This is a genomic window from Microvirga arabica (genome assembly GCF_016811235.1).
GTDB lineage: Bacteria > Pseudomonadota > Alphaproteobacteria > Rhizobiales > Beijerinckiaceae > Microvirga > Microvirga arabica.
Window position 1 is genome coordinate 113,075 of the sequence record NZ_JAFBID010000010.1, and the last position, 19,122, is coordinate 132,196.

Annotated in this window: 18 protein-coding genes and 1 tRNA gene; 10 read left to right on the top strand and 9 right to left on the bottom strand. The window is 62.4% G+C overall.

Annotated elements, in window-relative coordinates:
• Positions 1–134: 134 nt before the first annotated feature.
• The 3 genes from lipB (at position 135) to JQC81_RS07945 (ending at position 3,054) form a co-directional block, all read left to right on the top strand.
• Positions 135–869 (top strand): lipoyl(octanoyl) transferase LipB, encoded by a 735-nt coding sequence (gene lipB / locus JQC81_RS07935; protein WP_203271272.1) that lies wholly within the window; start codon positions 135–137, stop codon positions 867–869.
• An 89-nt stretch (positions 870–958) separates the two neighbouring features.
• Positions 959–1,336: a hypothetical protein gene (locus JQC81_RS07940; RefSeq protein ID WP_203271273.1), complete on the top strand. Its 378-nt coding sequence runs from the start codon at positions 959–961 to the stop codon at positions 1,334–1,336.
• Between the two features lie 110 nt (positions 1,337–1,446).
• A complete protein-coding gene (locus JQC81_RS07945) occupies positions 1,447–3,054 on the top strand; it encodes a carboxyl transferase domain-containing protein (RefSeq protein ID WP_203271274.1) in 1,608 nt (535 codons plus the stop codon).
• A 27-nt stretch (positions 3,055–3,081) separates the two neighbouring features.
• Here JQC81_RS07945 and JQC81_RS07950 read toward each other — a convergent pair whose 3' ends face one another.
• Together JQC81_RS07950 and JQC81_RS07955 are read right to left on the bottom strand one after the other, a co-directional pair.
• Positions 3,082–3,510, bottom strand: coding sequence for a hypothetical protein (locus tag JQC81_RS07950; protein ID WP_203271275.1), 429 nt, complete (start codon positions 3,508–3,510; stop codon positions 3,082–3,084).
• 124 nt (positions 3,511–3,634) lie between these two features.
• Positions 3,635–4,060 (bottom strand): hypothetical protein, encoded by a 426-nt coding sequence (locus JQC81_RS07955; protein ID WP_203271276.1) that lies wholly within the window; start codon positions 4,058–4,060, stop codon positions 3,635–3,637.
• An 80-nt stretch (positions 4,061–4,140) separates the two neighbouring features.
• Between JQC81_RS07955 and JQC81_RS07960 the strand changes: the two genes are divergently transcribed.
• Positions 4,141–4,980 (top strand): protein-L-isoaspartate O-methyltransferase family protein, encoded by an 840-nt coding sequence (locus tag JQC81_RS07960; RefSeq protein WP_246520293.1) that lies wholly within the window; start codon positions 4,141–4,143, stop codon positions 4,978–4,980.
• 61 nt (positions 4,981–5,041) lie between these two features.
• On the opposite strand, the gene JQC81_RS07965 is transcribed toward JQC81_RS07960, so the two are convergent.
• Positions 5,042–5,773: a cadherin domain-containing protein gene (locus JQC81_RS07965; RefSeq protein WP_203271277.1), complete on the bottom strand. Its 732-nt coding sequence runs from the start codon at positions 5,771–5,773 to the stop codon at positions 5,042–5,044.
• Complete coding sequence (locus tag JQC81_RS07970) at positions 5,671–8,292, bottom strand: autotransporter outer membrane beta-barrel domain-containing protein (protein WP_203271278.1); 2,622 nt, start codon at positions 8,290–8,292, stop codon at positions 5,671–5,673. The genes JQC81_RS07965 and JQC81_RS07970 overlap by 103 nt, the downstream gene beginning before the upstream one ends.
• 423 nt (positions 8,293–8,715) lie before the next feature.
• Here JQC81_RS07970 and ilvD point away from each other — a divergent pair, with 423 nt between their 5' ends.
• Positions 8,716–10,446 (top strand): dihydroxy-acid dehydratase, encoded by a 1,731-nt coding sequence (gene ilvD / locus JQC81_RS07975; protein WP_203271279.1) that lies wholly within the window; start codon positions 8,716–8,718, stop codon positions 10,444–10,446.
• Positions 10,433–11,278 carry a tetratricopeptide repeat protein gene (locus JQC81_RS07980; protein ID WP_203271280.1) on the top strand — a complete coding sequence of 282 codons (846 nt, stop codon included), beginning with the start codon at positions 10,433–10,435 and terminating at the stop codon, positions 11,276–11,278. Before ilvD ends, JQC81_RS07980 begins: the two co-directional genes overlap by 14 nt.
• Before the next feature lie 119 nt (positions 11,279–11,397).
• Here the strand turns inward: JQC81_RS07980 and xth are convergent, their stop codons facing one another.
• Positions 11,398–12,183, bottom strand: a complete 786-nt coding sequence (gene xth, locus JQC81_RS07985; RefSeq protein WP_203271281.1) for an exodeoxyribonuclease III — start codon at positions 12,181–12,183, stop codon at positions 11,398–11,400.
• A 96-nt stretch (positions 12,184–12,279) separates the two neighbouring features.
• On the opposite strand from xth, the gene JQC81_RS07990 reads away from it, so the two are divergent.
• From JQC81_RS07990 to JQC81_RS08000, 3 genes are all read left to right on the top strand, one after another.
• Positions 12,280–12,972: a ceramidase domain-containing protein gene (locus tag JQC81_RS07990; RefSeq protein ID WP_203271282.1), complete on the top strand. Its 693-nt coding sequence runs from the start codon at positions 12,280–12,282 to the stop codon at positions 12,970–12,972.
• On the top strand, positions 12,959–13,522 hold the full coding sequence (locus tag JQC81_RS07995; RefSeq protein ID WP_203271283.1) for a dihydrofolate reductase family protein: 564 nt from the start codon (positions 12,959–12,961) through the stop codon (positions 13,520–13,522). The genes JQC81_RS07990 and JQC81_RS07995 overlap by 14 nt, the downstream gene beginning before the upstream one ends.
• A 105-nt stretch (positions 13,523–13,627) precedes the next feature.
• The gene (locus JQC81_RS08000) at positions 13,628–13,807 is read left to right on the top strand and encodes a hypothetical protein (protein WP_203271284.1); all 180 of its coding nucleotides are present in this window, start codon (positions 13,628–13,630) and stop codon (positions 13,805–13,807) included.
• 286 nt (positions 13,808–14,093) lie between these two features.
• Here the strand turns inward: JQC81_RS08000 and JQC81_RS08005 are convergent, their stop codons facing one another.
• From JQC81_RS08005 to JQC81_RS08015, 3 genes are all read right to left on the bottom strand, one after another.
• On the bottom strand, positions 14,094–15,185 hold the full coding sequence (locus tag JQC81_RS08005; protein ID WP_203271285.1) for an alkene reductase: 1,092 nt from the start codon (positions 15,183–15,185) through the stop codon (positions 14,094–14,096).
• A gap of 107 nt (positions 15,186–15,292) precedes the next feature.
• Positions 15,293–16,246 carry an aldo/keto reductase gene (locus JQC81_RS08010; protein WP_203271286.1) on the bottom strand — a complete coding sequence of 318 codons (954 nt, stop codon included), beginning with the start codon at positions 16,244–16,246 and terminating at the stop codon, positions 15,293–15,295.
• Positions 16,247–16,361: 115 nt separating this feature from the next.
• Complete coding sequence (locus tag JQC81_RS08015; RefSeq protein ID WP_203271287.1) at positions 16,362–17,735, bottom strand: hypothetical protein; 1,374 nt, start codon at positions 17,733–17,735, stop codon at positions 16,362–16,364.
• A gap of 533 nt (positions 17,736–18,268) precedes the next feature.
• Here JQC81_RS08015 and JQC81_RS08020 point away from each other — a divergent pair.
• Positions 18,269–18,685, top strand: coding sequence for a hypothetical protein (locus JQC81_RS08020; RefSeq protein ID WP_203271288.1), 417 nt, complete (start codon positions 18,269–18,271; stop codon positions 18,683–18,685).
• Between the two features lie 360 nt (positions 18,686–19,045).
• On the opposite strand, the gene JQC81_RS08025 is transcribed toward JQC81_RS08020, so the two are convergent.
• A tRNA-Met gene (locus JQC81_RS08025) sits at positions 19,046–19,122 on the bottom strand.

Genomic DNA, 19,122 nt, shown 5'->3' on the forward strand with positions numbered 1-19,122 from the left:
CTTGGGGGATAGGCGATAAGCCCCTGGAGCCACTATATAAGCGCACAATCCCCGGGAGTGCAGGAGCTGCTCTGCGCACTCTCAAAGTCCAGGGCGTCTGCCGTTCTGGATCCTGCAGCATTCAAGGTGAATCGGTGTCGAACCTGCGAGACAGCTTGGCCCTTCAGTTCCACGCCGAGAGCGGTTCCGAGCCGGTGGAATGGGCCATCACGGACAGCCTCGTCGGCTACGACGAGGCTGTTGCCTTCATGGAGGCCAGGGCCGAGGCGATTGCGGCGGGCCAAGCTCGCGAGTTAGTCTGGCTTCTGGAGCATCCGCCGCTCTACACCGCCGGCACTTCGGCCGATGCCGCTGATCTTGTGGATCCCGACCGCTTTCCGGTGCACCAGACGGGCCGGGGAGGGCAGTACACCTATCACGGCCCAGGCCAGCGGGTCGCCTATGTGATGCTCGACCTCAAGCGCCGTGCGCCGGACCTGCGTCGTTACGTGGTCGCCCTGGAGGCCTGGATCATTGCGACGTTGGATGATTTCAACGTTCGCGGCGAACGGCGGGAGGATCGGGTGGGGGTCTGGGTGCGCCGGCCGGACAGGGGCGACGGTGCCGAGGACAAGATCGCCGCCATCGGCATTCGGGTGCGCCGCTGGGCCACTTTCCACGGCATCAGCCTGAACGTGGAGCCGGATCTATCCCATTTCTCGGGCATCGTTCCCTGCGGCGTCACCGAGCACGGGGTCACGAGCCTCGTCGATCTCGGCATTCCTGTTACCCTGCCGGAGGTCGATGCGGTCATGCGAAAGGCCTTCGAGGAGATCTTCGGGCCGACCCTCCGGGTGGAGGCACCGTTGCTCCCGAGCCACGCCGCCTAGGATTTTGGCCTCAGATATGGCAAGGCTTCTCCTCAACCCGCCTTCATGCTCTAAGCTGGGGCAAACGGCTGATCATTGGCGGAACTTTCATGCAACGTGCCCTCCTTGCCTCCCTCATCGCCCTGGCCGCTTCGGCCTGTGCCTACCGGCCTGAGCCGACGGAACTCGTGAAGATCGTCGATTCGCCGGTGGATGTGCGTGCCTGCACGCGGTTGGGCGAGGTAAGCCCGGTCACCCCGACGACGCCCGGAACCCACGCGCAGGTCAATGTCGGCTTCGGCGTGACCCTCGGCCGGTCCACCTTCGGCCGTGCCACCGACGATATGCTGCAGGCGGCCGTCGCCCTTGGCGCAACCCATCTCTACCTGCAGCAGGTCTCGCAGGATTGGTCGCTCGTGCGCGGCATCGCCTATCGCTGCGGATCGGGCGTCATTCGGCGGGAAGCTGTCATTCAGGCCAAGGGCTGAGCCTGAACCTCCCAAATCCCAGTTGCGCAAGCTCCCCGGTTCTAGCTACTGAGCGGTAAAGCCCTGCGGCCTCAGCCGTGCAGGAACCAAGAACCAGGGAGACCGACGCCGTGCCCGTCATTGCAACCTCTGCCGACCTGACCTCGGACGCCGCGCGAGAAAACCGCGCCGCCTGGGCCGAGCTTGCCCTGGATCTCCAGGCCAAGCGGCAGGCTGTGTCGGACGGCGGTCCGGCCAAGGCTCGGGAGCGGCACCTCGCCCGCGGCAAGCTGCTGCCGCGCGAGCGCGTGATGCGCCTGCTCGATCCCGGCGCGCCGTTCCTGGAACTCGGCTCCCTCGCAGCTCATGGCATGTATGAGGACGCGATCCACGGCGCCGGCATCATCACGGGCATCGGCCGGGTCGAAGGTCGCGAGGTCATGATCGTCTGCAACGATTCGACCATCAAGGGCGGCACCTACTACCCGATGACGGTGAAGAAGCATCTGCGCGCCCAGGAAGTGGCGCGGGAGAACCGTCTGCCCTGCATCTATCTCGTGGATTCTGGCGGCGCGAACCTGCCGCACCAGACGGAGGTCTTCCCCGACCGGGAGCATTTCGGCCGCATCTTCTATAACCAGGCGACGCTGTCCTCCTTGGGCATCCCGCAGATCGCCTGCGTCATGGGCTCCTGCACGGCCGGCGGCGCCTATGTGCCGGCCATGTCCGACGAGACAGTCATCGTGCGCCGTCAGGGCACCATCTTCCTCGGTGGACCGCCCTTGGTGAAAGCGGCCACGGGCGAGGTGGTATCAGCGGAGGACCTCGGCGGCGCCGACGTGCATGCCCGCCAGTCGGGTGTGGCGGATCATTACGCCACCGACGACGTCCATGCGCTCGCCATCGTGCGCCGCATCGTCCGCACGCTGAACACCCGAAAGCACATCGACATCGATATCGCCGAGCCGGTGGAGCCGAAATATGCCATCGACGATCTCGACGCGATCGTGCCGACCGATCTCAAGAAGCAGTACGACATCCGCGAGGTGATCGCCCGTCTCGTCGACGGCTCAGAATTCGACGAGTTCAAGCGCCTCTATGGCACCACTCTGGTGACGGGCTTCGCCCGGCTCTGGGGCATGCCGGTGGGCATCATCGCCAACAACGGCATCCTGTTCTCGGAGAGCGCCCAGAAGGGCGCACATTTCATTGAGCTGTCCTGCCAGCGGCGCATCCCGCTCCTGTTCCTGCAGAACATCTCCGGCTTCATGGTCGGCCGGCAATACGAGGCGGGCGGCATCGCCAAGGACGGGGCCAAACTCGTCACCGCCGTGGCCTGCGCCCAGGTGCCGAAGATCACCCTGCTGGTCGGCGGCTCCTTCGGCGCCGGAAATTACGGGATGTGCGGGCGCGCCTATTCCCCGCGCTTCCTCTTCACCTGGCCGAACTCCCGCATCTCCGTCATGGGCGGCGAGCAGGCGGCGAGCGTTCTTGCCACCGTGCGGCGCGACAACATCGAGGCGGAAGGCAAATCCTGGAGTACCGACGAGGAGGAGGCCTTCAAGGCCCCGATCCGCAACAAGTACGAGGAAGAGGGTTCTCCGTACTATGCCACGGCGCGCCTGTGGGATGACGGCGTCATCCTGCCGTCGGAAACCCGCCGCGTGCTGGCCCTGGCCTTCTCGGCAGCCCTGAACGCGCCTGTCCCGGAGACCAAGTTCGGCGTGTTCAGGATGTAAAAGGGAGGCCCTGCTGTAGGGCGTCGGCTACTCGGCCGCGGCGGTCGTACGTTTGCGCGGTTTGGCAGCATGCGCGCCGACTCGGCTACGTGCCTTTATCTCCTCGGCCTCGGCTATGGTTTTCTGAACCTCTTCATCGACCCAGCGGTACTTCTCTTCGAGTTCCCGCTGGTGCTGCGCCTTCATGATGGGTTCGGCAAGGTCGGTGACACCGATGGGATCGAAGAAGCTCATGACGCCAAGAGCCGTTGCCTGAGAACTCTGCCGCTCCCGAGTGGCCTGCGCATCGGCCAAGGCCGTGCGCACACCAGAGCCCATGCTGTCTGAAGCCACCGCGGGATCAGCCGCCACGGCGCCCGGCTCCACGGCCGGAGGAGAGGCTGTCGTCTGGTTGCAGGCTGTCAGAAGCGGAAGCACTGCAAGAAGGCCCAAGGAGGGAAGACGGGAAAGCATCATGGATGTGCCCCAAGGTTAACGGCATCATCTACTTAGCACCTGGCTAACCTATGGGAGCTCTCTGAACGAAGGGTCTCCTAGCAGCATTGTCATGGATCACGCCCAGGCATGCTGGCAGAAATGCTCAATGGGCCGGCTTTCTCCGCGCGTCTTTGCGACGTCTTTCTTCTGTTCCTTGGCTCTCTGGGTTCTCGTTCTGCGCCTGCAAGGCAAGACCTTCAGCGATAGCCTTCTCAACCTCTTCGTCGATCCGACGATACTTCTCGTCCTCGATCTGCTGCTGGGCTTCCTCCACTGCGCCAACCGCGTAACCGGAAAGCCCGGTTGGATCGAACGAGGTTGCGAGGTTGAGCCCAGCCGATGTCATGCGGTGCCTGCCTTCGGTCCGCTTGGCATCGGCGATTGCTGCGAGAACCCCTGATCCGGGCTCCGCTATTTCCGCCGATGCCGCAGGCGTTGGAGGCATCGCGGGGGCCGCCGTCTGGGTGCAGCCGCCGAGAACCGGCAGCACGAGGAGGAGCCCCAAAGGGGTAGGGAGCCGAGAAGCCATTGGCATGTTCCTGGACAAGCGCCATTTACCTTATCATGCGCTCTCGTCTTGGAGGCCTCTTCAAACAAAGGGGCAAGGACATGAAGAACGGCATGAACCCCGAGGCATCGCAGCAGGCGCGAGCGTCCTATGCGGCGCAGATCGTCCGCTTGGCTGGCGTCGAGAATTCCCGCATCGAGGAGGCCTTCGCTGAGGTTGCCCGTGAGGCCTTCCTGCCAGATCCGCCCTGGACCGTGATCAGCATGGGTTCGGCTCTCGTGACGAGCAATCTCGCCGACATTTACGACAACGTGCTTGTCGCCCTTGATGCGCAGCGAGGCATCAACAATGGAGAGCCGGCTCTCCATGCGGCCTGGATTGATGCTGTCGGCCCGCAGCCAGGGGAAACCGTGATTCACGTGGGGGCAGGGACTGGCTATTACACCGCCATTCTGGCTTGTCTCGTGGAGCCTCGCGGCCGGATCGAGGCTTTCGAGTATGAGGCCGACTTGGCGGCCAAGGCGCAGCGCAATCTCCAGCCTTGTCCGAGCGTCACGGTTCATGCCACATCGGCCTTTGGGCGCGTGTTGCCGAATGCGGATGTGATCTACGTGAATGCAGGTGTTGTGGCACCGGATGTGGAGTGGCTGCGGGCGCTCAACCCCGGCGGCCGGCTGATCTTCCCCTGGCAGCCGCAGAAGGGCTGGGGACCTGCCGTCCTCGTGACGCGCCGGGCAGGCGGGTTCAGTGCCCGTTCGCTGATGAATGTGGGCTTCATCTCCTGCACCGGAGTGGCCGAGAAGCCTTCGATCAAGAACCTTCCGAGCGAAGCAGATCTTGCGGCTGTCCGATCCATCTGGATCAGGAGCGAGCGTGAACCGGATGCAAGCGCCGTTGCCGTCTACAACGACGTTTGGTTCTCGTCGGAGGAGGTCAGTTGAAATAGAACATGGCCGGGGAGGGCCCGGCCATGTCGGATGTTGTGAGCTGGATTCCGTTTGCTCACACCACGAAGAAGTCGCGCCAGTAGAGCTTTGTCTTGTTGGTGATGGTGCCGATCTTCACCTGTGCCTTCGAGCCGGTGCCGTCCTGGTCGTAGTAGAGTGCGCCCGTCTTCTTGTCATGGACGATCCGGTCCTCCCGATCCTGCGCCTTCTTGCCCTCAGTGAACATGTCCGACTTGAACTTCTTCGGCTTCGATAGGCTGCCCGAGCCCAGCTTGGTGAAGTACTTGTTATCCAGGTAGAAGCTGTCGTCCCTGGACTTGAAGTCGTAGATCTTGTCGACGTTCGTGCGCTTGTTCGGGCGCGTGTCGAACACGAACACGTCCTTGCCGCCCTGGCCCCACAGCCGGTCGTTGCCGGTGCCACCATGGAGCCGGTCGTTGCCCAGGGCACCATAAAGCTGGTCATTGCCCGAACTGCCGTAGATGGTGTCGTGGCCATTCTCACCGGTGAGCGCGTCGGCCCGTGCGGTGCCCCAGATGGTGAACGGGGTGGTCTCGATGGCATTGGTGACAGTGAGGTTGATCGTCAGGCTGGTGACCCCGCCATAATCGTCTCTGGCCTGGATCGTCACTTGGTGCGTAGCTTGCGTCTCGAAGTCGAGCGGGCCGGTGACCACCAGGCTCGTTACTCCGTTGACCGTGCGGATGCCGAAGGCGGAACTGGAGCCTGGGGCCAGGCTGTAGCGGATCGCGTCCCCGTCCGCGTCGGTGGCTGACAGCGTGCCCACCACAGCCCCGAGGGGCGCGTTCTCCACCTGACAGTGTTCGACAGCGACAGACCGGCAGGAGCAGCGTTGACGAAGTCCGTCCCGTCGCTGAACTCAAGCCAACGGACGTTCTTGAGCAGGTCGGTGCCATCCGGCCCTTTGACTGTCACGGTTCCATCGGTGTTGCGCGTGATCGTGGACTCTGCGCGAGAGCCGGAGAAGACAGCCGTGTTGCTGCCGGTTCCCCTCTCCAGCGTGTCATTGCCTCCGCCCCCAATCAGCCGGTCATTGCCGGACCCGCTATTGAGGCGGTTGGCTCGGCCATTTCCCTTCAGGACATTGGCGTAACTGTTGCCGGTAAGGTTGATTGTCTCATCACCATCCACGGCAGCCACAAGAACCTCGACTCTACTGTCGCTCTGAAGAGAGTAGCTGGTGTAGGCGTAGACCGTGTCGGTGCCGGTTCCAGAGGCCTCTTCCACGATGTCAGATGCATCATGGACGTGGTAGGTGTCGTTCCCGTCCCCGCCGCGTAACGTATCGGCTCCACCATAGCCAATGATCACATTAGCGTGGGAGTTGCCTGTGATGATGTTGGCAAGATCGTTGCCAAAAAGCGGGGCATTGTTGGCGGTCTCGGTAGCAATCAGATTCTCGATTCCGTCCTCAAGGCGGTCGACTACACCAAACACATCCGCTTGGATGATGAGCGTGTCGGTACCGCCACTATCAGAAACCTGATCATCTGAGCTATCGACCACGAATGTGTCATTGCCGCTGCCGCCCTGGAGTGTGTCGGCGCCCGCTCCACCGTCGAGATAGGAGTCCAAGGCAGCCAATCCGACGAGCTTGTCGCGGTGGCTTGAGCCGATAATGCCCTCGACCGTTATGGTGGGCACGTCCTTCGAAAAGAATACATCGCCTGTTGCATCCCCGCCATTGGCAGCGCCAATGCTGAGGTCAATGAGCACCGGGCCGTTCGAACCCTTATAGCTGACGATGGCGAATCCGTCGCCGCCAATGAGAACATCGCCTCCCGTACCACCATCCAGGGTATCGTTTCCCGCGCCGCCGTCGAGGTATGTGGTGCTGTATCCGGACCGGATTATATCGTCGCCCTTGCCGCCCCAGAGTTCTTGCGCCTCATCGTTGGCCGTGATCGTGTCGTTGAAGTCGCTCCCAATCCATGACTCGATACCGTCATAAGCGTCGCCCTTAGCCTCTCCATAGTTGTTGGAGGGTTCGGTAAGATCGATACCCACGGCTGCCTTGGCGTTGCTGTAATCGGCTACGTCGAAGCCCTCGCCGCCATTGAGCACGTCAGCCCCCGCTCCGCCGAACAGCCGATCGAAGTCCCCGCCGCCGTTCAGCGTATCGTTGCCCGTACTGCCCTTGAGAGTGTCGGCTCCGTCCGTGCCATTCACCAGCATATCCTGTCGGAGCACCTGACTGACAAAGCTGCCGTCAGTCTCCTTGCAGGAGACGGCTATCTTGCCGTCAGAAAGAGTGATGATCTCAGGGCTTAACTGACTTCCCGAAGTCGAAGTATGGACGAGTAAATCATCGCTATGGCGGCTGCCGGCAGCGTCGAAGGTTGCTACACGCACATTCGGATCACTGGATGTACGACTGTAGTCCTCGAACACGACAGCAAATCCGCCACCAGGGAGGGCAGAGACTCGTGGATTTACTTGATCGTTTGCTGTCGTCGTATTGACTGTAATCTTGCTTCCGGAGGTTGCGCCATCTGCCTCAAAGATTTGGGCTACTATGGCGCTGCCGCTGCTATCAACATTTATTGTTGCCCAAACGACGACGAACCGTCCATCATCAAGAGCTGTAATGGCCAGAGGCCTCAAACCACTGGGTCGTGCATTGACTGAAATTTCAGGGGTGTCTGGCACTGGATTGCCGTCAACCTGAAGAAGCCGAATACGGATATCGTTTTCTGACCTATATGCGGTCGCAACCGTTCCGTTCTTCAAAGTAGTGGCAACAGGATTACTCTGGGAACCAGCAGTTTCTAAATTGACGAGGAACTCATCCTTGACCAGTTCGCCGGCGTTGCTGAAGGTCTGGCCAAGAACATTGAATGTATCACCTGAAATCCCACGGCTTTCATATAAAATCATGAAGCCGCCATTATCGACAGCAACGACATCAGGCGTGCAGAAATAGTTAAATGGAATTTTGCTGATCTGAAAGGTGCTCTTGCGAAGAGATCCATCCGGATTGAACATGGCACCTTCAACAACAGCACCGGCACGAGGTATAAACCTCTCCCACGTGACGACATAGCCACCGTCAGAGAGGACCGTGACATCGAAGCGTTCACCATTTGCGTCAGTGCTGAGAGGGATGCTGATCTCAACGGTTCTGCCCGTTCCATCCGCTTCGAACGTCTGGCTATGCATACCGCCTTCATCCTTCCAGACGGCTATGAAGCCGCCATCCGGTAAGGCTGCCATCTTGACGAGTGAGGTGCTGGCACTTCCTTCATCGATCACGAACTTGGAGCCAACGAAAACGGGCGCGACCATGGCGGGAGCCTCCTCAGCTGTGGTCCTGCGACGGACCTGTGCAATGCTATATTTTTTCTCCTTATGCCCACTCCTGACGCTCCGTCATACTCTCCAAACAGAGAGTCCGCCGACGCGTCCGATCAGGAATGCCGTCCCAAAAATGTTGCGGCCAAGCAACACCCTCAAACCTTCAACATCTTGCCTCCCTTGGCCCAAGCTCCGCCGCGATGCCGCCATAAACCGGGAGCACCTCATGAAGCTGGCTAAAGTGCTGCTAAACCAAGGCTTTACAGCAAAGCACCCTGGGGCAAATCCAGGTTAAGGCTGCTGAGACAATCCTTCCTTAGGGTCATTGCAACGGTGGCGCGGCACATGGCAGATCACGGGAGTTCCAAAGCCTTGGAGTTCCTCGTGAGAACCGGGTGAAGAAGAGTACGGATTATGGATGCGCGCCTGATCGACAAGTCGAAGCTGCCGAGCCGTCACGTGACGGTGGGGCCGGCTCGCGCGCCGCATCGCTCCTATCTCTACGCCATGGGGCTGACCCGGGAGCAGATCGCCCAGCCGCTGGTGGGCGTCGCCACCTGCTGGAACGAGGCCGCTCCCTGCAACATCTCCCTCATGCGCCAGGCTCAGGCCGTGAAGAAGGGCGTGGCGGCGGCCAGCGGCACCCCGCGCGAGTTCTGCACCATCACGGTCACCGACGGCATCGCCATGGGGCACCAGGGCATGAAGGCGTCGCTCCCGTCGCGCGAGGTGATCGCGGATTCGGTCGAGCTGACCATGCGCGGCCATTCCTATGATGCCCTTGTGGGCATGGCCGGCTGCGACAAATCCCTGCCCGGCATGATGATGGCCATGGTGCGCCTCAACGTGCCATCGATCTTCATCTACGGGGGCTCGATCCTGCCCGGCTCCTTCCGCGGCCGGCAGGTGACCGTGCAGGACCTCTTCGAGGCGGTCGGCAAGTATTCCGTCGGCGAGATGTCCGACGAGGACCTGACCGAGTTGGAGCAAGTGGCCTGCCCGTCGGCCGGCGCCTGCGGGGCGCAGTTCACCGCCAACACCATGGCGACAGTGTCTGAAGCCATCGGCCTTGCTCTCCCGTATTCGGCCGGCGCTCCGGCGCCGTACGAGATCCGCGACCGGTTCTGCGCCGCGGCCGGCGAGCAGATCATGGACCTGATCGCCAAGAACATCCGCCCGCGCGATATCGTGACCCGCAAGTCGCTGGAGAATGCGGCTGTCGTCGTGGCGGCCTCCGGCGGCTCCACCAATGCGGCCCTGCACCTGCCGGCTATCGCCCACGAGGCGGGCATCAAGTTCGACCTGTTCGACGTCGCCGAGATATTCAAGCGCACGCCCTATATCGCGGACCTGAAGCCCGGGGGGCGCTACGTGGCCAAGGATTTGTTCGAGGTCGGCGGCATCCCCCTGCTGATGAAGACACTCCTCGACTACGGCTTCATGCATGGCGACTGCATGACGGTGACCGGCCGTACCATGGCCGAGAACCTCGCATCCGTGAAATGGAACGACGAGCAGGACGTGGTCTATCCGGCCAATACCCCGATCACGCCCACCGGCGGCGTCGTAGGCCTCAAGGGCAACCTCGCTCCCGAAGGCGCCATCGTGAAGGTGGCCGGCATGGCCTCCGACAACCAGGTGTTCCGCGGCCCGGCCCGCTGCTTCGACGGCGAGGAGGCCTGCTTCGAGGCCGTGTCCAAGCGCCAGTACCATGAGGGCGAGGTTCTGGTGATCCGCTACGAGGGGCCGCGCGGCGGTCCCGGCATGCGCGAGATGCTTTCCACGACGGCGGCTCTCTACGGCCAGGGCATGGGCGACAAGGTGGCGCTCATCACCGATGGCCGCTTCTCGGGCGCGACCCGCGGCTTCTGCATCGGCCATGTGGGGCCCGAGGCTGCCGTGGGCGGACCGATTGGGCTCATTAAGGACGGCGACATCATCGCGATCGATGCCATCGAGGGCACCATCGACGTGGAACTCTCGGACGAGGAATTGGCGCAGCGCCGAACTGAGTGGACGCCGCGCGAGACGAGCGCCACCTCGGGCTATCTCTGGAAATACGCACAAACCGTTGGTCCCGCACGGGATGGGGCAGTCACCCATCCGGGCGGAGCCGCAGAAAAAGAAACCTATGCGGACGTCTAACTTCATTCTTGCCGTTGTAGGGGCGGCTTTCCTCGGGGCGGGGGCCGCGCATGCGCTCGATGCCGCGCCGCGTCCGCAGCCGCTGACGCCTGCCCTCGCGCCGGCTCTTGCTGCGCCGGTCACCAAGTACGGCTCGGTGCGCGATGCCCTGCGCAGCGGCATGCGCACCTACAATGCCGGGGACAAGATCGGGGCTGTCCACGCGCTCGAATACGCGGCCGGGCAGGGGCACTCGCTCGCCCTCTGGAAGCTCGGGCGCATGTATGCCGATGGCGATGGGGTCGAGCACGACGATCTGAAGGCCTTCGAGTATTTCTCCAAGCTCGCCGACCAGCATGCGGACGAGAGCCCTGACTCGCCGAATGCCGGCGCCGTCTCCAGCGCCTTCGTGGCGCTCGGCAGCTATTTCCTGGACGGCATCCAGGGCACCTATGTTGCGGCCAACCCGGCGCGCGCCGTCGAGATGTTCAGCTACGCGGCGTCCTATTTCAGCGACTCCAACGCGCAGTACAACCTGGCGCGGCTCTATCTGGAGGGCACCGGCGTCCGCAAGGATTCCCGCCAGGCCGCCCGCTGGTTCAACCTGGCGGCCGAGAAGGGCCATACGGCTTCCCAGGCGCTCCTGGGCCATCTCCTGATGACGGGGCAGGGCGTTCCGCGTCAACGCGCCAAGGGGCTCATGTGGTTGACCCTGGCCCGGGAGGCCTCGACGGATGCCGCCAAGGATCAGTGGATCGTGGATCTGTATCAGGATGCTTTCACGGCCTCGGACGACAGCGACCGCAAGCTCGCGCTCGCTCTTCTGGAGCAGTACATACAGGCGCGCCGGTAGAGCGAGCGGCCTAGCAATTCTATCGTAATGGCCGGGCTCGTCCCGGCCATCCACGTCTTAAACGCTGAAAACGTTGATGCCCGCGGCAAGTGCGGGCATGACGGCGAGTGTTCTGACGATCACTCGATATCGAGGTCGACCATCACCGGCACGTGGTCTGACGGCTTGTCCCAGCCGCGCACTTCCTTGCGGATCGAAGTTGTCCTCAGCCGGTCTTGCGCTTGGGACGAGAGCAGCAGGTGGTCGATGCGGATGCCGTTGTTCCGCTGGAAAGCGCCGGCCTGATAATCCCAGAACGAGTAGAGCCCCGGCTGGTCGCTGCAGGCGCGCACCGCGTCGACGAGGCCGAGATTGAGCAGTTCCCGAAACTTCGCCCGGCTCTCCGGCTGGAACAGGGCGTCCTTGGTCCATGCCGCCGGATCGTAGGCATCCTCGGGCTCCGGGATCACGTTGTAATCGCCGCACAGGACCAGCGGCTCCTCCAGGGCCATCAGGCTGCGGGCATGGGCGCGCAGGCGGTCCATCCAGGCGAGCTTGTAGTCGAATTTTGGCGTGCCGATGGGGTTGCCGTTCGGCAGGTAGATGGAGGCGACCCGAACGGCGCCGGTGGAGGTCGAGATCACGCCTTCCAGATAGCGGGCCTGCTCGTCGCTCTCATCACCCGGCAGACCGCGGCGAACGTCTTCGAGCGGCCGCTTGGACAGGATGGCGACGCCGTTATAGGCCTTCTGGCCATGGGTGACGACGTTGTAGCCCAGGGCCTCGACCTCGGCTCGCGGGAAAGCCTCGTCCACGCATTTCAACTCCTGCAGGCAGACGACATCCGGGTCGGCGCTCTTCACGAAGGTGCCGAGGTGTTCCAGCCGCTGCTTGATGGAGTTCACATTCCACGTGGCAATCCGCATCCCGGCTCTCCCTCTTTCCTGTCGCATGTGCTTCATCGGGTTTTCGTCCTTGGCTGGCAAGCTGGAACTTCGCCATTGTCCTCATGGTTGCAACGCATGCCCGAATACTGGCTCACTCCCATCGACAGCTACTGCGAACGACTCGCTCCCGGCTTCTGGGCCGAGCCGCTGAATGCCTTGACGAACGGCGCCTTCATCCTGGCGGCGCTCTATGGCCTGGCGCTCTGGCGGCGCGCAGGAGGCCGGGACTGGCCTGCCCTGTGGCTGATAGCCGTCACGTTCATCGTCGGGACCGGCAGCTTCCTGTTCCACACCTTCGCCAACCGCTGGTCGCTCCTGGCCGACGTGTTGCCGATTGCGGTTTTCATCTACAGCTACTTCCTGCTGGCCCTGCGCCGTTATCTGCAACTTCGGCCTATCGCCTCCCTTATGGCGACTGTGCTCTTCGTTGCGTTCAACATGCTCTTCGACCGCCTTTGGTTTTCGGTCTATCCCGGAGTGACGCTGAACGGGTCCGTGGGTTATCTCCCGGCGGCGCTTGCAATGCTGACCGTCGGAAGCCTGTGCCTGTTCCTGAGGGTGAAGGAGCCGGGCAGGGCGCTTCTCATGGCGGCCGGCGTGTTCGTTCTGTCGCTTGCGTTCCGCTCGGTTGATAGCTCTGTCTGCGCCTCCGTGCCGGTCGGAACGCACTTCCTCTGGCACATGCTCAACGCGCTCGTTCTCGGCATCCTCATGCGGGCTTCTATCGTTCACGTGTCTTACAAAAGGCCTCCGCATGTCCCAGGTTGAGATCCACGGCTACGCCATCGTGTCGGACAACGACTGCATTGCCGATGAGTCGGGCCGCACGCCCGAGGTGCTGCGCAACGAAGCCGACTGGGCCTACTTCCAGGCCGAGCTCAACATGTCCGCCGTCACCGTACTCGGGCGCCTCGGGCACGAAGCCAATGCGAATCCCAAGGGCCGCCTGCGGATGATCCTGTCCTCGTCATCCTCTGGTCTCGATAGGCGTGCGGATGGATGGTGGTGGGATCCTGCAAAGCTGCCATGGGACGAGGCGATCCGCACCGTTCTGCCATTGGGCGGCCGGGTCGCCGTGCCCGGTGGGCGTCAGGTATTCGATCTCTTTCTTGAGATTGGATACGATGCATTCCACCTGACCCGCGCGGAAGGCACCCATGTGCCGGATGGCGTTTCGGTCTTTTCGGAGTGCCGGGCTGGGAAGGGTGCCGAGACGATCCTTTTGGAGCAGGGGCTGACACCGAGGGAGCAGCGGGTCCTGGACCCGGCGGGCAGGGTCACCCTGGCGATTTGGCGGCCATCCGCTGGAAACCGATGACTCTGCCTGGAGTTGACGTTCGACAGCACCTCGAAAGGAGGCGCCGATGCGTCATTTCACTATTTCGACTGCCCTGGTCGCAAGCTGCCTGATTGCAGGAGCCGCATGGGCGCAAGGATCCTCCGGAGGCTCCAGCAGCGGCGGCAGTGCCGGCGGTTCGTCCTCGTCGGCATCGCCGTCGACAGGCTCGTCCTCGTCAGGAACAGCTACGCAGCCAAGCAACTCGACCCTACGGCCTCCGGGGCAGGCTGCTCCCGGAAATACGAGCGTCAGGGGAACCCCTGACGCACAGACGGGAAGCAGTACGGACCAAGACAGCACAGTTGGGAATGCCGCGACCGGCAACTCGGGATCGCCCCCTGGCAATGAAGCAAGCACCGGTGGTGCTGCCACCAGCGCCAACCGCTCCTCGGCCGATCCCAACACCACTGGAGGTGTTGGGGGTGTCAACCGGCTTCAGCCGGGCGAACGTTCTGCAGTCGCTCCGACAGCTCGGGAAGAGGAGTTGTTCCGCCAGGGTGAGGAGTTGGAGCAGAAGGCCCGGGAGGGCGTCTGCTCCACCTGCTGATCCTCAGGCTGCCTCGTTGAGAGCCGGATAATCCGTGTAGCCCTCCGTGCCGCCGCCATAGAAGGTGGCGCGGTCCGGCTGGTTGAGCGGGGCATTGAGGCGGAAGCGCTTGACGAGATCCGGGTTGGCGATGAAGAGGCGCCCGAAGGCCACGAGGTCGGCGCGTCCGCTCGCAACCGCCTGGGCCGCCATCTCGCGGTCATAGCCGTTGTTGGCGATATAGGCACCGTGGAAGGAGCGGCGCAGGCCCGTGTAGTCCACGTTGACCGCGTTCCGGTCGCCCTGGGTGGCGCCCTCGATCATGTGGATATAGGCGAGCCCGAGCCTGTCGAGCCGCTCGACCACGTGGCTGAACAGGGCCTGCGGGTTGGAATCCTCGGCGTCATTGACCTTTGCCGGCGACAGGCGGATGCCGACGCGTCCCTTGTCCCAGACCTTCAGCACGGCCTCGGCCACCTCGATCGTGAGACGGGCGCGGTTCTCGATGGGGCCGCCATAGGCATCAGTGCGGTGGTTGGAGCCGTCCTTCATGAACTGGTCGAGGAGGTAGCCGTTGGCGGCGTGAATCTCGACGCCGTCGAACCCGGCCTCCTTGGCATTGCGGGCGGCATTCTCGTATTCGCGCAGGACGGCCGGGATCTCCGAGACCTCAAGCGCACGCGGCTCGGAAACCTCAGCAAACCCGCTTTCGAGCAGGGTTCTGGCCTGAGCCCGCAGCGCAGAGGGCGCTACAGGTGCAGCGCCGCCTGGGAGGAGCGAGGTGTGGGACACGCGACCCACATGCCAGAGCTGAATGAAGATCCGACCGCCAGCCTTGTGGACCGCATCCGTCACCTTGCGCCAGTGGGCAACCTGCTCGGGGGTGTAGATGCCCGGTGTGCGCAGGTAACCCTGCCCCTGATGGGAGATCTGGGATCCCTCCGAGATCAGGAGACCGGCGCTTGCCCGCTGGGTGTAGTAGGTAGCGGTGATGTCACGCGCAACGTCACCCTCCGCAGCCCGGTTGCGGGTAAGGGGAGCCATGACCAAACGATTCGGCAGGGTCAGGCTGCCCAGTGTGAAGGGCTGGAACAACGCATTCGCATCGGCGCTCATAGAAAACCTCGTTTCATCCTGTGGAATTATCTGAAGCACAGGTTGTCACGAGATAAGCGGGCGCTGGTCCGTTGCAACGGAAGGCTGCCATGCAAAAAACGGATGTCTCAGGCTGGCGCGCTGGCTCTATCGAGTGCTGTAATATCGGCTTCATCGAGCCGTAACTTAGTTGCCTTCACAATGTCCTGCAACTGCTCCACGCTCGTGGCGCTGGCGATAGGAGCCGTGAGCCCTGGACGGGCCATCAACCAAGCGAGCGCGACTTGGGCCGGTGTCGCATCCTTGCGGGTGGCCACGTCATCCAGGGCCGAGAGGATGCGCTTGCCCCTGTCATTCAGATACGCCGCCATGCGCCCCCCGCGCACGCTCTTTCCGAAATCCGCTTCCGACCGGTACTTGCCCGTCAGGAACCCGCTGGCGAGACCGTAATAGGGAATGACGCCGATCTCTTCCTTGCGGCAAAGCGGCTCGAGGTCTGCCTCGTATTCCGAGCGGTCATAGAGATTATACTTCGGCTGCAGGCTCTCGTAGCGCGGAAGGCCCTGTTCGGCGCTGATCGCCAGCGCCTCCTTCATCCGTGCGGCGGTGAAGTTGGAGGCGCCGATGGCCCGCACCTTTCCCGCCCGGATCAGGTCCGCATAAGCCTCGAGCGTCTCCTGCTGCGGTGTTTCGGGATCGTCGCGATGGGACTGATAAAGATCGATGACATCAGTCTGAAGCCGCCGAAGGGAGGCCTCGACTGCGGAGCGGATATAGCTCTTCGACAATCCCTTCCGGTCGGGCGCCATTTCGGAACCGACCTTGGTGGCGATAACAACTTGGTCACGGTTGCCGCGCGCCTTCATCCACTTGCCGATGATCGTCTCCGATTCGCCGCCGGTGTTGCCGGGAGCCCATGTGGAATAGACATCCGCCGTATCGATGAAGTTGAGGCCCGCATCCACGTATGCATCGAGCAGCTTGAAGGAGGTGGCTTCGTCGGCCGTCCATCCGAAAACGTTGCCGCCGAGGCAAAGCGGCGAAACCATCAAGTCCGAGCGGCCGAGCCTGCGCTTGTCCATCATCATCTCCCTATCCACAGCCGATGTGGGGCTGACAAGGGCACCGGCAAGACAAGAAATCAAGAAGGCGCGTCCGACATGATGCTGAGATGCCGGACGCGGCAAGGATTGTTAATCAGGCCGCGGCACTCAACGTGATGCCACGGGCCTCCGCGAAAGCCATCAGGTCGCATTCGCTGGCGATTCGGTGGCGCTGGTCGATCGTCCAGCCGGTCTCGTCGCGCACGACAATGTAGCCGCGCGCCTGAAGACGGGAGACGACAGACTGGATGCCGCTCGACTCGGTGCGCGTCACGCCGCGTTCCGCGATGAAGCGCTCGATGGCGGCCTGGGCGGCCTGAGCGAGATCGATGGCATCGGCACGGTTCGCCGGCTTGGCCTTGGCTTTCGCCTGCGCCATGACCCGCGCGGGATCCCGGCGAACGGATTTCCAGCCGCCGCGGCCGGACGTTTGGGATTCGGCTTGATCGATCTCGACCGGACGTGCGGCCGCAGGGGCTTCCATGACGACGATCTTCGGAGCCGCTGGCACCGCAGGTGCTTGGGGCAGGCGTGGGGTAGCGTCTCGTGACAGACCTTGCACGGCCGGCAGAATGGCTGGCCTTCTGACAGGCTTAGACACTTCTTCGGCCCGTACGGAGGCCGCGACCTTTGCCTTCTTACGAAGGTTCTCCTCACGGGCCGTCTGCTCACTGGCCATGCGTGCGGCCTCTTCGGCCTGCCGTTTGGCTTCAACCTCGATTCTTCTGGTTTCAGCCTGTTGACGCTCGGCGTCAGCGGCAGCTTTCTTCGCCACGGCCTCGGCCTGCTTGGCAGCCGCCAAACGACGTGCTTCCGCCTCGGCCGCGCGCTTGACCCGAACAACAAGGCGCTGGTCGATGCGCCCCTTCTCGGCAATGGCCGCGCGAGCTGCCTTGATCATGCCGGCCTCGGTCTCCGCAATAGACTTCCGGAGGCGATCGGCCATGAGAGTCTCAAGAGCTTTGATCGTGCGCTCTAGTTCTGCCTGAGGATCGATTGGCTGACGCGTCACGGCTTCAGCCGCGACAGGTGGAGCTTGAAGAACAGATTGACGCGCCGTTCTGGGCGGAGCGACAGACTTCTGTGACAAGATGTTCGCCGGGGTCCTGACGACCTTGGGACGTACCGTCTCGGCAGCCGTGATTTTCGCCAACTTGGACAGATCCCGCACGCCGATGAGCCCGAGATCCTGCATCTTCCACCGGATCTGGGTCACGCTTCTTCCGAGTTCCGCGGCAATCCGCTTGTCCGTCATCGGCGGGTCAGCGCAGACGAGCTCGCGCAGGCGTGCGACGCTGGCTTCATCCCAGGACTGATGCGGCTGGACGAGCGTGCCGATCAGCCTGGCTCTTGCATAGGTCGCCGGAACGGGTCTTCCCAGTTTCGCAGCGGTGACTGGAACCGGCACCTTGGCTTCCCGATCTCGGCGCAGAATGTCGAGTTCTTCTTCAGTCCAGACCCTGTTCATTGCAGGGCTTCTCCTTTTCTCAGCAAGCTGGGATCCGGCGAGCCTGCATTGCGGACGAAGAGCGAATGCGGGAGGAAAGAAAGATCGCCGGATCGGGCCGGCGACGTATCACGTCAGACCGGCATCAATGTGGGAGGTGCGCCCTGGCAGGCGTCGGTTCTGACGGGCTGGCCGCCTGAACATCCCACATGGGACTGGGTTCAGGTCGCAGCTCATGCTCATGCATGAAGCAGGGCCTGCCTGCGAAGCACTGGCTTCGCGGGCGATACCTTTGAGGTCGTTCAAGGCTGTTCTGCTTCAACATGATGGGCGTTCAAATCACGAATGATGTGCTGATGTAGTCGCGTTTCCGGGAAATCTCAATGCACGAAAATTGCCGCACGGGAAAGGCTTCACACCCGTATGTGCAAGGCTCTCAAAAGACCGGAAAACCTACGTCTCTGGCGTCTTCGTAACAATTACTTAACCATAAATGGACATTCTGAGTTTTGTGGATTTCTGGAGATTCACATAAGGCCTACAGGGGAAGGCTCATGACCGGCAGCGCTCTGGCACAAACAATCAAAGAAAGAATCGAAGCGGTCAAAAAGGTCGTCGATCTGCTCGCACAGGCGGGCAGGGGAGATGATCTGCACGATCTGCGCGTACTCCTCATCAACACGATGGGTCTGCTCAAGCGCGACCCTGGTACGGAAGCTGCCGTCGACGATCTCTATGCGGCTGCTGCGGTGCTCGTGAAGGATGCTTCATCCGGCGTTCCGCCATCAGCGCGATCACTCCGTATCCTTCTGTCCGCATCCGATCGGTTCTGCATGCGCCTCTCGGCTGCGGTGGAACGAATCGAGCCCGAACCGGAGCGCCGGTTCAAGGGTCTGGAGGCCGCTTACGCCGTCCAGCTCGAACGGTTCTCGCTCAATGCCGATCTCGATCCACTCGGGCAGGTGGCCTGAACTCCATTATCGTCTTTAAGAACTCGCAAAAAAGCCTTCCCTGCCGGTGCAGGGAGGGCTTTTCTTTTGCTCTCACACGGCTCGCTGACGACGAGAGGGCGGAACAGTGATTGGGGACCGCGCATCCTCGCCGTCGGCTTATGCAAAACAGAAAGCCCCCATGGCTTTCCTTAGAAGGTGGCACTCCCGCCGGTCTTTTGCTTTTTGCTCGGCTGCAATGATGCGCAAATGACGCGCAATGACGCGAGCGTGGCTGCTTCGCACGTCTGGCTCTGGAGGGCTTTCATCATGCTCCAGACATGACGAAGCCCCCGTGGTTTCCCGTGGGGGCTTGTGTCTTGTGTTGTGTGTAGTGTGTTTTGGTTGCGGGGACAGGATTTGAACCTGTGACCTTCAGGTTATGAGCCTGACGAGCTACCGGGCTGCTCCACCCCGCG

What these genes read in the sequence shown, in the direction of transcription:
- JQC81_RS07995 (WP_203271283.1), top strand. Translation starts at nt 12,959, where the DNA reads ATGTCCCAGGTTGAGATCCACGGCTACGCCATCGTGTCGGACAACGAC.
- JQC81_RS08000 (WP_203271284.1), top strand. Translation starts at nt 13,628, where the DNA reads ATGGGCGCAAGGATCCTCCGGAGGCTCCAGCAGCGGCGGCAGTGCCGG.
- JQC81_RS07950 (WP_203271275.1), bottom strand. Translation starts at nt 3,510, where the DNA reads ATGATGCTTTCCCGTCTTCCCTCCTTGGGCCTTCTTGCAGTGCTTCCG.
- JQC81_RS08020 (WP_203271288.1), top strand. Translation starts at nt 18,269, where the DNA reads ATGACCGGCAGCGCTCTGGCACAAACAATCAAAGAAAGAATCGAAGCG.
- JQC81_RS07980 (WP_203271280.1), top strand. Translation starts at nt 10,433, where the DNA reads ATGCGGACGTCTAACTTCATTCTTGCCGTTGTAGGGGCGGCTTTCCTC.
- JQC81_RS07940 (WP_203271273.1), top strand. Translation starts at nt 959, where the DNA reads ATGCAACGTGCCCTCCTTGCCTCCCTCATCGCCCTGGCCGCTTCGGCC.
- JQC81_RS08010 (WP_203271286.1), bottom strand. Translation starts at nt 16,246, where the DNA reads ATGGACAAGCGCAGGCTCGGCCGCTCGGACTTGATGGTTTCGCCGCTT.
- JQC81_RS07990 (WP_203271282.1), top strand. Translation starts at nt 12,280, where the DNA reads ATGCCCGAATACTGGCTCACTCCCATCGACAGCTACTGCGAACGACTC.
- JQC81_RS07955 (WP_203271276.1), bottom strand. Translation starts at nt 4,060, where the DNA reads ATGGCTTCTCGGCTCCCTACCCCTTTGGGGCTCCTCCTCGTGCTGCCG.
- JQC81_RS07960 (WP_246520293.1), top strand. Translation starts at nt 4,141, where the DNA reads ATGAAGAACGGCATGAACCCCGAGGCATCGCAGCAGGCGCGAGCGTCC.
- ilvD (WP_203271279.1), top strand. Translation starts at nt 8,716, where the DNA reads ATGGATGCGCGCCTGATCGACAAGTCGAAGCTGCCGAGCCGTCACGTG.
- JQC81_RS08005 (WP_203271285.1), bottom strand. Translation starts at nt 15,185, where the DNA reads ATGAGCGCCGATGCGAATGCGTTGTTCCAGCCCTTCACACTGGGCAGC.
- JQC81_RS08015 (WP_203271287.1), bottom strand. Translation starts at nt 17,735, where the DNA reads ATGAACAGGGTCTGGACTGAAGAAGAACTCGACATTCTGCGCCGAGAT.
- JQC81_RS07970 (WP_203271278.1), bottom strand. Translation starts at nt 8,292, where the DNA reads ATGGTCGCGCCCGTTTTCGTTGGCTCCAAGTTCGTGATCGATGAAGGA.
- xth (WP_203271281.1), bottom strand. Translation starts at nt 12,183, where the DNA reads ATGCGGATTGCCACGTGGAATGTGAACTCCATCAAGCAGCGGCTGGAA.